The organism is Streptomyces albireticuli (genome assembly GCF_021228125.1).
Lineage (GTDB): Bacteria > Actinomycetota > Actinomycetes > Streptomycetales > Streptomycetaceae > Streptomyces > Streptomyces albireticuli.
In genome coordinates, this window is the sequence record NZ_JAJQQS010000003.1 from 199,200 (window position 1) to 213,090 (window position 13,891).

Consider the following 13,891-nt stretch of genomic DNA (forward strand, 5'->3'; position numbering starts at 1 on the left):
GCCCCTTCCGTCCGGGCGTGCGTGAGCGCGGCCGGGCACCCCGGCCCGCCCGGCCGATGCGCCGAGTGCGATTCGGGCATGTAAGGTGAGGCTTACCTTAGTATGAATGGAATCGGGGGAACAGCCGTGCAGCAGTCCGAACTCTCCGGCCGCGTCGCGCTGGTGACCGGAGCCGGCCAGGGCATAGGCGAGGCCGTGACACGCGCCCTCGTCGCACAGGGAGCACGCGTCGCGGCCCTCGACTGGACCCCGGACGGCGTCAAGCGCCTCGAGGCCGAATTCGGCCGGGACACCGTCACCGCCCACACCGCCGACGTCGCCGACAGCGCCGCCGTGGAGGCCGTGGTCGACGAGGTCGAGCGCACCGCCGGCCCGCTCGCCATCCTCGTCAACGTCGCCGGAGTGCTGCGCACGTCCCCGGTCGTCGAGATCACCGACGAGATCTGGGAGCGCACCTTCGCCGTCAACTCCACCGGCGTCTTCAACGCCTCCCGCGCCGCCGCCCGCCGGATGGCCGAACGCCGCTCCGGCTGCATCGTCACCGTGGGCTCCAACGCCGCGGGCGTCCCCCGCACCAGCATGGCCGCGTACGCCGCCTCCAAGGCCGCCGCCACCATGTTCACCAAGTGCCTCGGCCTGGAGCTGGGCCGCAGCGGCGTCCGCTGCAACGTCGTCTCGCCCGGCTCCACCGACACCGCCATGCAGCGCGACCTGTGGACCGACGAGCAGGCCCCCCTCCGCGTCATCGAGGGCGACCCCGCGAGCTACCGCGTCGGCATCCCCCTCGGCCGGATCGCCGAGCCCTCGGACGTCGCCGACGCCGTCACCTTCCTGGTCTCGGACCGCGCCCGGCACATCACCATGCACGACCTCTACGTCGACGGCGGCGCGACCCTGCGCGCCTGACGGCACATCGGACCGGCACCCGACAGCCGGCCGGACCCACCACGCACTTCCCCCACCCACCCACGGGAGGGGCCGGGCCGGAGGGGGTCTGGTGAGAGGGGCGTAAAGCGAAGCAGCCCCTCACCAGGCCCCCGGAGGCCCGGCCCCGCACCCGGAACGCCCCGCGCGGCGGACATCCACCCGCCGCGGCGGGGACGCCGCGCAGGGGCGGGACCCGCCCCGCGGAACGCAAAAACGCAGACCCGACGAGACCCGTCGGGAGAACGGAGCAGCAGGTGACCACGGCTCACCACGTCGCCGACCGGCCGAGCGAGCCCGGGGTACCCGCCCCGGCCGGCAGCGGACCCGCGGCACCCGGGGCCCCCGGCCACCGCCCCGCCGGGGCCGCCGACACCGTAGGCGCCGCGACCTCCCTGCTCGACGCCTACGAGCCCGGACGCGCCCGCTTCTTCGCCTCCCCGACCCGCACCCTGCTCGCCCACGGCGTCCGCGCCGAGGTCCCGCACGGCACGACCCCCCTGGTCCGGCGCGTCACCGAGACCCTCGACGCCCAGCTGCTGGCCGGGCACGAGGCGCCCGTCGTCATCGGCGCGGTGCCCTTCGACCCCACCGCCCCCGCCGCGCTCGCCGTGCCCGAGGCCGTCCGCTGGGCCCCGCCGCTCGCCGAGGACCCGCTGATCGCCCTGCCCGCCGCCGCCCCCGCGGCCGCCCGCTGGGACATCCGCCCGGTCCCCGAACCCGCCGTCTACGGCGCCGCCGTCGCCGAGGCCGTCCGCCGCATGAAGCGCGGCGACTTCAGCAAGGTCGTCCTCGCCCGCACCCTGGAGCTCCGCTCCGACCGCGAGCTCGACCTGCCCGCGCTGCTCCAGCGGCTCGCCCGCCGCGACCCCTCCGGCTACACCTTCGCCGTGCCGTCGGCCCCCGGCCGCACCCTGCTCGGCGCCAGCCCCGAACTCCTCGTGGCCCGCCGCGGCCGCACCCTCGTGGCCAACCCGCTCGCCGGCTCCACGCCCCGCAGCCCCGACCTCGCCGAGGACGTCCGCCGCGCCGCCGCCCTGCTCCAGTCGGAGAAGGACCTCCACGAGCACGCCGTCGTCGTCGACGCCGTCCGCGAGGCCCTCGCACCCTTCGCCCGCACCCTCGACGTGCCGGCCCGCCCCACCCTGGTGCGCACCGCCGCCATGTGGCACCTGTCCACGACCGTCACCGGCGAGCTGGCCGACCCGGCCGTCTCCGCCCTGGAGCTGGCCTCCGCCCTCCAGCCCACCCCGGCGGTCTGCGGCACCCCCACCGACGTCGCCCGCGACGTCATCACCGAGCTGGAGCCCTTCGACCGCGGCGCCTACACCGGCATGGTCGGCTGGGGCGACGCCCGGGGCGACGGCGAATGGGTCGTCACCATCCGCTGCGCGGAGGCCGAGGGGCGCACCCTGCGGCTGTTCGCCGGCGCCGGCGTCGTCGAGCAGTCCTCGCCGGAGGCCGAGACCGCCGAGACCGGCGCCAAGTTCCGTACGTTCCTCGACGCCGTCGGCGCGGACCAGCAGGAGGCCGGCCGATGAGCCAGCACACCACCACCCAGGACGCCCCCGGCTACCCCGCCGAGTACGCCGAGCGCTACCGCGCCGCCGGCTACTGGCGCGGCGAGACCTTCGGGCAGATGCTCCGCGACCGCGCGGCCGCCCACCCGGACCGCACCGCGATCGTCGACCCCGGCCCCGAGCCGGGCGGCGAGGGCCGCCGGGCCTGGACGTACGGCGAGCTCGACGCCCGCGCCGACCGGCTCGCCGCCGGCTTCCTGGAGCACGGCATCACCAAGGGCGACCGGGTCGTCCTCCAGCTGCCCAACACCGCCGAGTTCTTCGAGGTCGTCTTCGCCCTCTTCCGCATCGGCGCCCTGCCCGTCTTCGCGCTGCCCGCCCACCGCGAGAGCGAGATCCGCCACTTCTGCGCCTTCACCGAGGCCGTCGCCTACGTCATCCCCGACGTCGAGGCGGGCTTCGACCACCGCGCGCTGGCGAGCAAGATCCGCGCCGAGGTGGACACCCTCCGCCACGTCTTCGTCGTCGGCGACCCGGGCGAGCACACCGCGCTGCGCGACGTCGCCCGCGAGCCGGTGGAGATCACCGACGGCCCCCGCCCCGACGACCTGGCATTTCTCCAGCTCTCCGGCGGCTCCACCGGGGTGCCCAAGCTGATCCCGCGCACCCACGACGACTACATCTACTCCCTGTGGGGCTCCAACGAGCTCTGCGCCGTGGACGAGCACAGCGTCTACCTCTGCGCCCTGCCCGCCGCCCACAACTTCCCGCTGAGCTCGCCCGGCACCCTCGGCGCCCTCTACGCCGGCGCCCGCGTTGTCCTCGCCCCCCGGCCGAGCCCCGACGTCGCCTTCCCCCTCATCGAGCGCGAGGGCGTCACCATCACCGGGCTCGTACCGCCCCTCGCCCTGGTGTGGACCGAGGCCGCCGCGGCCACCCCGCACGACCTCTCCACCCTGGACGTCCTGCTCGTCGGCGGCGCCAAGTTCAGCGAGGAGGCCGCCCGCCGGGTCACGCCCGCGCTCGGCTGCCGGCTCCAGCAGGTCTTCGGGATGGCCGAGGGCCTGGTGAACTACACCCGCCTCGACGACCCGTACGAGACCGTCGTCACCACCCAGGGCCGCCCGATCTCCCCCGACGACGAGATCCGTGTCGTCGACGACGAGGACAACGACCTGCCCGCCGGCGGGACCGGACACCTCCTCACCCGCGGCCCGTACACCATCCGCGGCTACTGGCGGGCGCCCGAGCACAACGCCACCGCCTTCACGGCGGACGGCTTCTACCGCACCGGTGACATCGTCCGGCGGACGGAGACCGGCCACCTCGTCGTCGAGGGACGCGCCAAGGACCAGATCAACCGGGGCGGCGAGAAGGTCGCCGCCGAGGAGATCGAGAACCACATCCTCGCCCACCCGTCCGTCCACGACGCCGCCGTCGTCTCCATGCCCGACGACTACCTCGGCGAGCGCACCTGCGCCTACGTCGTCCTGCGCGAGGGCGCCGACCCCGTGAAGTCCCTCGCCATCAAGAAGTTCGTCCGCGAGCGCGGGCTGGCCTCCTACAAGGTCCCCGACCGGGTCGAGTTCGTCGAGGAGTTCCCGCAGACGGGCATCGGCAAGGTGTCCAAGAAGGACCTCCGCGCGGCCATCGCCGCCCGCCTCGCCCCCGCACAGCACTGAGAAAGGCACACCGAACACCATGGCGCTCCCTGCCATCGCCCCGTACCCGATGCCGGCCGCGGACAGCCTGCCCGCGAACAAGGTCGACTGGACCGTCGACCCGGCCCGGGCCGTGCTGCTCGTGCACGACCTCCAGAACTACTTCCTCGGCGCTTTCGAGGCGGGCGCCTCGCCCGTCACCGAGCTGCTCGCCAACGTCGCCACCCTCAAGGAGCGGTGCGACCGGCTGGGCGTGCCCGTCGTCTACTCCGCGCAGCCCGGCGGCCAGAGCGCCGCCGAGCGCGGCCTCCAGCAGGACTTCTGGGGCCCCGGCCTGCCCGACGACGAGGACGCCAAGGCGATCGCCCCGGCCGTCGCGCCCACCGGCTCCGACACGGTCCTGACGAAGTGGAAGTACAGCGCCTTCGTCCGCACCGACCTCGCCGAGCGGATGGCCGCGCAGGGCCGCGACCAGCTGATCATCGTCGGTGTGTACGCGCACATCGGCGTGCTGATGAGCGCCGCCGACGCCTGGATGCGCGACATCAAGCCCTTCCTCGTGGCCGACGCCGTCGCGGACTTCTCCGCCGAGGACCACGCCATGGCACTGCGCTGGGCCGCCGCCAAGTGCGCCGTGGTGACCACCACCGACCGGCTCTTCGAAGGGGCGTAACACCATGGCTCTCACCCTCGACCAGATCCGCGCCGATGTCGCCGACGTCCTCGGCGAGGACCCCGCGGACATCCCCGACGACGAGAACCTCGTCGACTACGGCCTCGACTCGGTGCGCATCATGACCCTCGTCGAGCGCTGGCGCCGTGACCACGGCACCGAGGTCACCTTCGTGGACCTCGCCGAGCAGCCGGCCATCGAGCAGTGGGTCCCCCTGCTGGGGGCCCGGACATGACCGTCCGCACGCTCGACCGGGCACCTCTCCCCGGCCCCTCACCGCGGCCCAGTCGGGCATGTGGTTCGCCCAGGCGCTCGACGCCGGCAGCCCCGCCCTGAACACCGCCGAGTGCATCGAGATCCACGGCGACGTGGACCCCGTCCTCTTCGCCGACGCCCTGCACCGCACCGTCGGCGAGGCCGACGCCCTGCGCGTACGGATCACCGACACCGCCGACGGCCCGCGCCAGCTGCCCCTCGCCGTCGAACCGCCCGGCCACGGCTTCCCGCTGTACGCCGCCGACCTCCGCGACCAAGGCGACCCCGACGCCACCGCGCGGGCCTGGATGCGCGCCGACGCCGCCGAGCCCTTCGACCTCGCGACCGGACCGCTCTTCGCCCACGGCCTGTTCCGCGTCGGCGACCACCGCTGGCTCTGGTACCAGCGCGTCCACCACGCCGTCCTCGACGGCTACGGCTACTCCCTCGTCGCCCGCCGCGTCGCCGAGGTCTACTCCGCGCTCGCCGCCGGCACCGACCCGGGCCCCAGCCCCTTCGGCCGCCTCGCCGCGCTCGTCGAGGAGGACGCCGCCTACCGCACCTCCCCGGCGCGCGACCGCGACCGCGCCCACTGGCTCGCCGGCTTCGCCGACCGCCCCGAGGCACCCACCCTGGCCGGCCGCACCGCCCTGCCCTCCCGGGCCGCCGTGCGCAGCACCGCCCACCTCGCCCCCGAGCGCACCGACCGGCTCCGCCGGCTGGCCGGCTCCGTCCGGGCGACCTGGACCGACGTGCTCTTCGCCGCCCAGGCCCTCTACCTCGCGCGCGCCACCCGGAGCGAAGAGGTCGTGCTGGGACTGCCCATGATGGGCCGGATGGGCTCGGTCGCCCTGCGCGTCCCCGGCATGGTCATGAACGTCCTGCCGCTGCGCCTGACCGTCACCGCCGACACCACCTTCGCCGAACTGACCCGCCAGGTCGTCCTCGGCATCCGTGCCGCCCGCCGCCACCAGCGCTACCGCTACGAGGACATCCGCCGCGACCTCGGCCTCCTCGGCGAGGGCCGCGCCCTGGTCGGCCCGCTCGTCAACGTCATGCCGTTCGACTACGGACTGACCTTCGCCGGCGCCCGCTCCGACGCCCACAACATCGTCTCCGGACCGGTCGACGACCTCACCGTCAACATCTACGACCGCGCCCACGGCTCCGGCCTGCGCGTCGACTACGACGGCAACCCCGCCCTCTACGGGCAGCACGAACTCACCGCCCACCAGGACCGCTTCCTCGACCTGCTGGCCCGGATCGCCGACCGCGACCCGCACCTGCCGCTGGGCGGCCTCGCCCTGGCCACCGACGCCGAGTGCGAGCGGGTCCTCACCGAGTTCAACGACACCGCCGTCGCGCTGCCCCCCACCACCCTGATCGGCCCGATCGAGGCCCGCGCCGCCCGCACGCCGGGCGCCACCGCGCTCGTCTCCGGCACCGAAGAGCTCAGCTACGCCGAGCTCAACGCCCGCGCCAACCGCCTCGCCCGGCACCTGATCACCCTCGGCGTACGGCCCGGCGCGCTCGCCGCCGTCGCCCTGCCCCGCTCCACCGACCTCGTCGTGGCCCTGCTGGCCGTCCTCAAGGCGGGCGGCGCCTACCTCCCGCTGGACACCGCGCACCCCGCCGCCCGGCTCACCGCCGTCCTCGACGGCGCCCGGCCGGTGTGCGTGCTGACCGATCTGGCCGGCCGCGCCGCGCTCCCCGCCCCTTCCGCGCGAGGCGTCACCGCGCCGGCCGTCGTCGCCCTCGACGACCCGGCGCTGCGCGAGGAACTGGCGGGGCTGCTGCCCACCGACCCCGGCCGGGCGCTCACCCCTCAGCACCCCGCCTACGTCCTGCACACCTCCGGCTCCACCGGCACGCCCAAGGGCGTCGTCGTCCCGCACTCCGCGATCGACAACCGGCTGCGCTGGATGCAGGACCGCTACCGGCTCGCACCCGGGGACCGGGTCCTGCAGAAGACGCCCACCGGATTCGACGTCTCCGTCTGGGAGTTCTTCTGGCCGCTGCGCGAGGGCGCCACCCTCGTCGTCGCCGGCCCCGACGACCACCGCGACCCCGCCCGCCTCGCCCGTACCGTCCGCGAGCAGGGCGTCACCGCCGTCCACTTCGTCCCCTCCATGCTCCAGCTCTTCCTCGCCGAGCCCGGCGCGGCGGAGTGCACCGGGCTGCGCCACGTGTTCAGCAGCGGGGAGGTCCTCCCCCGGGACACGGCCGACGCCTTCCACCGGCTGCTGCCCGGCACCGCCCTGCACAACCTCTACGGGCCCACCGAGGCGGCCGTCGACGTCACCCACCACACCTGCGAGCCGGGCGAGACCGGCCCCGTGCCCATCGGACGGCCGGTCTGGAACACCCGTCTCTACGTCCTCGACACCGCCGGCCGGCTCTGCCCGCCCGGCGTCCCCGGCGAACTCCACCTCGCCGGCGCCCAGCTCGCCACCGGCTACCTCGGCAGGCCCGACCTGACCGCGGAGCGCTTCACCGACGACCCCTACGGGCCGCCCGGCACCCGCATGTACCGCACCGGCGACCTGGCCCGCTGGCGCGAGGACGGCTCGGTCGAGTACCTCGGCCGCACCGACCGCCAGGTGAAGGTGCGCGGCCAGCGCGTCGAACTCGACGGGATCGAGGCCGTCCTGGCCTCCCACGAGCACGTCGCCGCCGCCTGCGCCCTGGTCCGCGAGGACCGGCCCGGCGACCCCCGCCTGGTCGTCTATGTGACTCCGGCCTCGGCGGATGCCGCCGCCGAGGCCGGTGAGCCGGACCCCGCCGCGCTGCGGGCCCATGTGGCCGCCCGGCTGCCCGAGGCCATGGTGCCCACCGCCGTCGTGGTCCTGGACGCCTTCCCCACCGGCCCCAACGGCAAGCTGCACCGCGCCGCCCTGCCCGTGCCCGGCACCGCCGCGACCACCGCCGGACGGGAGCCGCGCGACGCCCGCGAGGCGGCCCTCACCCGCCTGTTCGCCGAAGCGCTCGGCCTGCCGCACGTCGGCGTCGACGACAGCTTCTTCGAGCTCGGCGGCAACTCCCTCCTCGCGGCCCGGCTCGTCGCCCGCGTCCGCGAGGACCTCGGCACGGACCTCGCCATGGGCACCCTCTTCCAGGCCGCCACCCCGGCGGCCGTCGCCGAGCGGATGCGCGCCCACGGCACGGCGGACGAGGCGGCGCTCGGCACCGTCCTGCCGCTGCGCCCGGCCGGCACCGGCACCCCCCTGTTCGCCCTGCACCCGGCGGCGGGCCTCGGCTGGTGCTACACCGCGCTGCTCACCCACCTCGACCCGGACCAGCCGCTCTACGGGCTCCAGGCCCGCGGGCTGCGCCCCGGCGACGACCGGCCTAGGCCGTACGCCTCCCTGGACGAGATGGCCGCCGCGTACGCGGAGCGCGTCCGGGGCGTCCAGCCGCACGGTCCGTACCGCCTGCTGGGCTGGTCGGCGGGCGGCGTCCTCGCCCACGGCGTCGCCGTCCTCCTCCAGGAGGCGGGCGAGAAGGTGGAGCTGCTGGCGATGATGGACGCCTACCCGGCCGACCAGTGGCGCGAGCGCCTCGGCACGGTCGAGGCGGACGCCCTCGCGGCACTGCTGGAGACGGCGGGCTGCGCGACCGGGGACACCCCGCTCACGCGCGAGGCCGTCACCACCCGGCTGGGCGCCGCGGACAGCGCGTTCGGCACGCTGCCCGCCGCGACCCTGGACACGGTCGTCGACACCGCGGTCCGCACCACCGCGCTCACCCGCGGCCACCGGCACCGGGTCTTCGACGGCGACGTCCTCTTCTTCACCGCCGCGGCGCCCCGCGCCGAGACGTGGCTCACCCGCGACGCCTGGCGGCCGTACGTCACCGGTAATCTGATCAACCGTGATATCGACTGCGCCCACGCGGACATGACGCGGCCGGGCCCGGCCGCGGAGGTCGCCCGGGCGGTGACCGCACACCTGGGGGAGAAGAGCTGATGGACGAGGGCGGCGGAGTTCCGGGGCGGGCCGAGGCTTCGGTGCCCAGGATCCTGGGCCGGGACCCGCTGCCCGGCGGCTGGGTCCGCGGCGGCCCGCCCCAGGTGTGGCTGCTGCGGATCGCCGACCACGCGCCCGAGCCGCCCGAGGTGTACGAGCGGATCCTGGACGCCGACGAGCGGGGCCGGGCCACGGCGTTCTTCCGCGACCTCCACCGGGAGCGGTACACCGCGGCCCACCTCGGGCTGCGGCGGCTGCTCGGCGCTTACCTGGGCACCGGCCCGGCGGACGTCGCGCTGATCCGCGAGCCGTGCCCCGGCTGCGGGAAGCCGCACGGCCGGCCCGCGGTCGCCGGGGCGCCGCTGCACTTCAACCTCTCGCACGCGGGCGACCTCGCGTTCTTCGCCTTCGCGGACACCCCGGTGGGCGCGGACGTCGAGGAGGAGCAGCCCGCCGAGGTCGTCGACGGGGTGGTGCGGATGCTCCATCCCGACGAGACCGCCGAGATCGGCGCGCTGCCCGGCCCGGACCGGGCGGCGGCTTTCGCCCGCTGCTGGACCCGCAAGGAGGCCTACCTCAAGGGCACGGGCACGGGCCTGTCGGAGAGCCCGGCCGTGACCTACGTGGGCTCCGGCGCGGCCCCGGTCTCACCGCCGGGCTGGACCCTCACGGACGTCGCCGTCGGCGCGGGCCACGCGGCGGCGATCGCGGTGGCGACGGCCTGAGCCGCGTTCCGGCGCCGCCGGGGTGGAGCGGTCCCGGGCCCGGATCGCCCCGCCCGGATCGCCACCCGCCGTGGGGCGGCCGCCGGGACGGTGCGCGTCGGCGCGGCGCCGGAGGCGGGACACGGGCGTCACCCGGGTGGGGGACCGCCTCCCGGGCGTGGCCGGAGGTACGGCCGGGAATACATCGCCGCATGGCCACGCGCAGGGTACGGACCGCGATCACCGCCCTCCTCACGACGCTGACGCTCACCGCCGCGGCCCCGGCCGCCCGTCCCGCGCCGGCCCCCGGCCCGGGGCACTCCCTCACGAGACAGGCCCTGCTCTCCGCCGTCTCCGTCCACCACGTGCCCGGTGCCCTCGCCCGCGTCCAGGACGCCCACGGCCCCTGGCACGGCGCCGCCGGCACGGCCGACCCCACCACCCACCGGCCGCCCCTGCCGGCCGACCACTTCAGGATCGGCAGCATCAGCAAGACCTTCGTCGCGACGGTCGTGCTCCAGCTGGAGGCGGAGGGCCGGCTCGCGCTCTCCGACACCGTGGAGAAGTGGCTGCCCGGTGTGGTCCGCGGCCATGGCCACGACGGCCGGAAGATCACTCTCCGTCAGCTGCTGAACCACACCGGCGGCCTCTTCGACTACACCGAGGACCCCGAGGTCGGCGGCGTCGGCCCGTTCCTGGAGCACCGCTGGGACACCTGGCGCCCGGAGCAGCTGGTCGCCCTCGCCATGCGGCACGAACCGCTCTTCGAACCCGGCACAGGCTGGAGCTACGGCACGACCGGCTTCGTCCTCGCCGCGATGGCCGTCGAGAAGGCGACCGGCCACCCGTACGGCGAGGAGCTGGCGCGGCGCGTCCTGCGCCCCCTCGGCCTGCGCGACACCAGCCTGCCGGGCACGAGGAGCACGCTTCCCCGCCCCGCCGGGCGGTCCTGGACCCGGCTCCCGGAAGGGCCCGGCGAGCCCGTCGACATCACCGAGTTCAACCCCTCGCTGGTCTGGGCCGCGGGCGAGGTGGTCTCCACCACCACGGACGTCGACCGCTTCTACGCCGCCCTCCTGGGCGGCCGGTTGCTGCCCGCCGCCCAGCTCGCGGAGATGACCACCACGGTCCCGGCCCCGGCCTTCGGCCAGGACGCCGGGCTGGGGATCTTCCGGGCCGTGCTGCCGTGCGGCGCGGAGGTCTGGGGACACACCGGGCTGCTGCCCGGGCAGCAGAGCGTCGCCTTCGCCACCCGGGACGCCCGCCACCGGCTGGTGTCCACCTTCGACACCGACTGGGCGGCCGGGACGGACGCGGCCGGGGACGTGGTGCTCGCCGAGTTCTGCGGCACGCCCCCGGGCACCCCGGCGTCAGCCCTTCGGCAGCGCGACCGACAGTGAGTGCCGGAAGACGTTCCCGGGGTCGTACCGCTTCTTCACCTGCTGGAGCCGCGCGTAGTTGTCCTTGTAGTACAGGGCGTGCCACGGCATCCCCGAGGTGTTCTGCGCGGGGTCGGCCATGTCCGTGTCCGGGTAGTTGATGTAACAGCCGTCGCTCTGGCCGCCCAGGCCCGGCACCCCGCCCGTCGCCGCGAAGAACTTCCCGTAGAGGCCCCGGAGCCAGCCGAGGTGGTCGGCGTCCTGGGCCGGGTCGTTCCAGAACGTCTGGAACAGCATCTTGAGGGTGGCGCTGCGCTGGGGGTAGGCGGTGGCGTCCGGGGCGACGGCGTTGACCTGCCCGCCGACGGGGAACAGCACCAGCATGGTGCGGGCGTTGCGGTACCCCGGGTCGGTCATGGCCGCGTACACGGCCGCGACCTGCGCGTCCGTGAAGTTCGCCCGCAGGTACCCGGACTTGTGGGCACCGCGCATCGTGGGGTCGTTGAGGGTGGAGTTGCTCGTGCCGATCAGCCGGGTGGCCTGGAGCCAGGGGAGCTGCCGCGCCGCGGCGAGCTGCGGCATCGCGGGCAGCTCGCCGTTGGGCCGGTCCAGGGCCTTGGCCCGGGCGCCGGTCCCCGCGGTCACCGCGGCCAGGTAGTCGTCCATCATCCGGGCCGCGCCCGGCACCGAGGCGTCGATCTGGGTGAACATCCCGATCACACCGTTGGCCTGGGAGGAGATGTTGAGGATGCTGTTGAGGTGGCGGTTCGGGGAGTCCGGGGCGCTGTTGGCCTCGAACCAGGCGCCGTAGTTCTTCAGCAGCCGGGCGAAACCCTGCTCGTCCAGTTGGCTCCAGGGGATGCCGACGGCGTTGACCAGCACGGTCGACGGCGGTGAGATCAGCTGGGCGCCGGGCGCGGAGCCGGTGGCGCCCGGCGAGCGGAACCAGTAGCGGGTCACCAGACCGAAGTTGCCGCCGCCCCCACCGGTGTGCGCCCACCACAGGTCGCGGTTGGGGTCGTTCGCCTCCCGCGTGGCGCGGACGACCCGGGTCTCACCGGTCGCGCCGACGACGACGGCCTCCACGGCGTAGAGGTGGTCGACGACCAGCCCGTGCCGGCGCGAGAGCAGCCCGTAGCCGCCGCCGGCGACATGGCCGCCGATGCCGACGCCGTAGCAGGTGCCGCCCGGGATCGTGACGCCCCAGCCCTTGTACAGGGACTCGTAGACATTGAGCAGCCGGGCGCCGGGCTCGACGGAGAAGGCCCGCATCCCCGGGTCGTAGCCCACCCGGTTGAGCTCGGAGAAGTCCAGGATGACCTTGACGTCGGGGTGGCTCACGAAGTCGGCGAAGCAGTGCCCGCCGCTGCGCACCGCGACCCGTTTGCCCGCCTTGACGGCGTCGCCGAGCGCCTTCGCGGCGTCGGCCGTGGACTTGATCATCTTGATGTAGTCGGGCCGTGCGGCGAACCGCGCGTTGTTGCCCGTGGTCAGCGGGGCGTAGCGCCCGTCGGCCGGCAGGACGGTGGCGCCGCCCGCGGTCTCCAGCGAGGATCCGGACTCGCCGGGCGCGGGTTCGTCGGCCGCGAGGGCCGGTGCGGTGAGTCCCGCGAGGGCGGTGCCCCCGGTGGCGGCGGCGGTCCGTCTTATGAGGGTGCGGCGATCCATGGGCATGGTGAGTTCCCCCGTGTCGGTCTTCGTGCGGAAGCGAAACCGCGCCGAGCGCAGGACAGTTGCGGGTCGATTGCGCGTCCTACCGCTCGGCGTCCGGGAATTGAACTGCGGAATTGACGCCTCATCAGAGTGACCTTGGTCATAAACGGCATCGCCGCAGCGCTCAAGAGCCGTGCACGGGCGGCTCCCTGCGGCGCTGCCGGCGGAACGCCGGATACCGCCGGGGCGCGGCGACGGGCGCCGCCGGGCGAGTCCGTCATGTCGGGGGAGCGGTGCGGGGATAAGGGGAAGGGGCCCACCGGGAGGCGGGCCCCTTCGTTCCTTCCCCGCGGGCCGGACGTCAGCGCTTGGCCGACGGTCCGTTGCCCAGGGCCGAGCCGCCGCTCACGTCGATGACCTGTCCGGTCGTCCAGCGCGAGTCGTCCGAGGCCAGGAACGCCGCCACGCCGGCCACGTCGGCGGCCGTGCCGGTCCGGCCCAGGGCCGACCAGCTCTCGGCCGTGGCGCGCATCTCCGGTATCGCGAGCCACGGGTTGAGGTCCGTCTCGATGATGCCGGGCGCCACCGCGTTCACGGTGATGCCCCGGGGTGCCAGGGCCTCGGCGAGCGTCAGGGTCAGGGTGTCGATCGCGCCCTTGGTGGCCGAGTACGCCACGATGTTCGGCATGGCGATCCGGGTGGTGGCGCTGGAGAGGTTGATGATCCGCCCGCCGTCGCGCAACCGGCCGAGGGCCTGCTGGGTGACGAAGAACAGGGCCTTGACGTTGATCGCGAACACCCGGTCGAAGTCCGCCTCCTGCACGCTCTCGACGGGGGCGAGCAGCCCGACGCCGGCGTTGTTGACGAGGATGTCCAGACCGTCGGCGTGCCGGTCGAACTCCGCCCACAGGGCCGCCGCGTCCCCGGCGACGCCGAGCTCGGCGCGGATCGCGAAGGCGTCTCCGCCGGCTTCCTGGATCGCCGCCACGACGGCCTTGGCCGCGTCGTCGTTGCTGCCGTAGTGCACGCCGACCCGCGCCCCGTCGGCGGCCAGCCGCTCGGCGACGGCCCGGCCGATGCCCCGGCTCGCGCCGGTGACGAGGGCGGTCTTACCCGTAAGTGCACCCATGGCACTGCTCCCCTTCTGTAGCGATCGC

10 protein-coding genes are annotated in these 13,891 nt (G+C 74.9%); 8 read left to right on the plus strand and 2 right to left on the minus strand.

Annotation, left to right across the window (positions count from 1 at the left end; genetic code table 11):
* Positions 1–102 precede the first annotated feature (102 nt).
* From LUZ64_RS05635 to LUZ64_RS05670, 8 genes are all read left to right on the plus strand, one after another.
* Complete coding sequence (locus LUZ64_RS05635) at positions 103–906, plus strand: 2,3-dihydro-2,3-dihydroxybenzoate dehydrogenase (RefSeq protein WP_095584726.1); 804 nt, start codon at positions 103–105, stop codon at positions 904–906.
* A 413-nt stretch (positions 907–1,319) separates the two neighbouring features.
* Positions 1,320–2,465 carry an isochorismate synthase DhbC gene (gene dhbC / locus LUZ64_RS05640; RefSeq protein WP_232389855.1) on the plus strand — a complete coding sequence of 382 codons (1,146 nt, stop codon included), beginning with the start codon at positions 1,320–1,322 and terminating at the stop codon, positions 2,463–2,465.
* Positions 2,462–4,126 (plus strand): (2,3-dihydroxybenzoyl)adenylate synthase, encoded by a 1,665-nt coding sequence (locus LUZ64_RS05645; protein WP_095580553.1) that lies wholly within the window; start codon positions 2,462–2,464, stop codon positions 4,124–4,126. Before dhbC ends, LUZ64_RS05645 begins: the two co-directional genes overlap by 4 nt.
* Positions 4,127–4,145: 19 nt before the next feature.
* Positions 4,146–4,778 carry an isochorismatase family protein gene (locus LUZ64_RS05650; RefSeq protein WP_095580555.1) on the plus strand — a complete coding sequence of 211 codons (633 nt, stop codon included), beginning with the start codon at positions 4,146–4,148 and terminating at the stop codon, positions 4,776–4,778.
* Between the two features lie 4 nt (positions 4,779–4,782).
* Positions 4,783–5,013, plus strand: coding sequence for a phosphopantetheine-binding protein (locus LUZ64_RS05655; protein ID WP_087925501.1), 231 nt, complete (start codon positions 4,783–4,785; stop codon positions 5,011–5,013).
* Complete coding sequence (locus LUZ64_RS05660) at positions 4,925–8,998, plus strand: non-ribosomal peptide synthetase (RefSeq protein WP_232398526.1); 4,074 nt, start codon at positions 4,925–4,927, stop codon at positions 8,996–8,998. Before LUZ64_RS05655 ends, LUZ64_RS05660 begins: the two co-directional genes overlap by 89 nt.
* Positions 8,998–9,723, plus strand: a complete 726-nt coding sequence (locus tag LUZ64_RS05665; RefSeq protein WP_095580559.1) for a 4'-phosphopantetheinyl transferase family protein — start codon at positions 8,998–9,000, stop codon at positions 9,721–9,723. The genes LUZ64_RS05660 and LUZ64_RS05665 overlap by 1 nt, the downstream gene beginning before the upstream one ends.
* Positions 9,724–9,914: 191 nt before the next feature.
* Positions 9,915–11,102, plus strand: a complete 1,188-nt coding sequence (locus LUZ64_RS05670; RefSeq protein WP_095580561.1) for a serine hydrolase domain-containing protein — start codon at positions 9,915–9,917, stop codon at positions 11,100–11,102.
* Here LUZ64_RS05670 and LUZ64_RS05675 read toward each other — a convergent pair.
* Together LUZ64_RS05675 and LUZ64_RS05680 are read right to left on the minus strand one after the other, a co-directional pair.
* Positions 11,073–12,755, minus strand: a complete 1,683-nt coding sequence (locus LUZ64_RS05675; RefSeq protein ID WP_095580563.1) for an FAD-binding oxidoreductase — start codon at positions 12,753–12,755, stop codon at positions 11,073–11,075. The genes LUZ64_RS05670 and LUZ64_RS05675 overlap by 30 nt on opposite strands.
* Before the next feature lie 340 nt (positions 12,756–13,095).
* Complete coding sequence (locus tag LUZ64_RS05680) at positions 13,096–13,863, minus strand: SDR family oxidoreductase (RefSeq protein ID WP_095580565.1); 768 nt, start codon at positions 13,861–13,863, stop codon at positions 13,096–13,098.
* Between the last annotated feature and the right edge of the window lie 28 nt (positions 13,864–13,891).

What these genes read in the sequence shown, in the direction of transcription:
- LUZ64_RS05635 (WP_095584726.1), top strand. Translation starts at nt 103, where the DNA reads ATGAATGGAATCGGGGGAACAGCCGTGCAGCAGTCCGAACTCTCCGGC.
- LUZ64_RS05645 (WP_095580553.1), top strand. Translation starts at nt 2,462, where the DNA reads ATGAGCCAGCACACCACCACCCAGGACGCCCCCGGCTACCCCGCCGAG.
- LUZ64_RS05650 (WP_095580555.1), top strand. Translation starts at nt 4,146, where the DNA reads ATGGCGCTCCCTGCCATCGCCCCGTACCCGATGCCGGCCGCGGACAGC.
- LUZ64_RS05655 (WP_087925501.1), top strand. Translation starts at nt 4,783, where the DNA reads ATGGCTCTCACCCTCGACCAGATCCGCGCCGATGTCGCCGACGTCCTC.
- LUZ64_RS05665 (WP_095580559.1), top strand. Translation starts at nt 8,998, where the DNA reads ATGGACGAGGGCGGCGGAGTTCCGGGGCGGGCCGAGGCTTCGGTGCCC.
- LUZ64_RS05670 (WP_095580561.1), top strand. Translation starts at nt 9,915, where the DNA reads ATGGCCACGCGCAGGGTACGGACCGCGATCACCGCCCTCCTCACGACG.
- LUZ64_RS05675 (WP_095580563.1), bottom strand. Translation starts at nt 12,755, where the DNA reads ATGCCCATGGATCGCCGCACCCTCATAAGACGGACCGCCGCCGCCACC.
- LUZ64_RS05680 (WP_095580565.1), bottom strand. Translation starts at nt 13,863, where the DNA reads ATGGGTGCACTTACGGGTAAGACCGCCCTCGTCACCGGCGCGAGCCGG.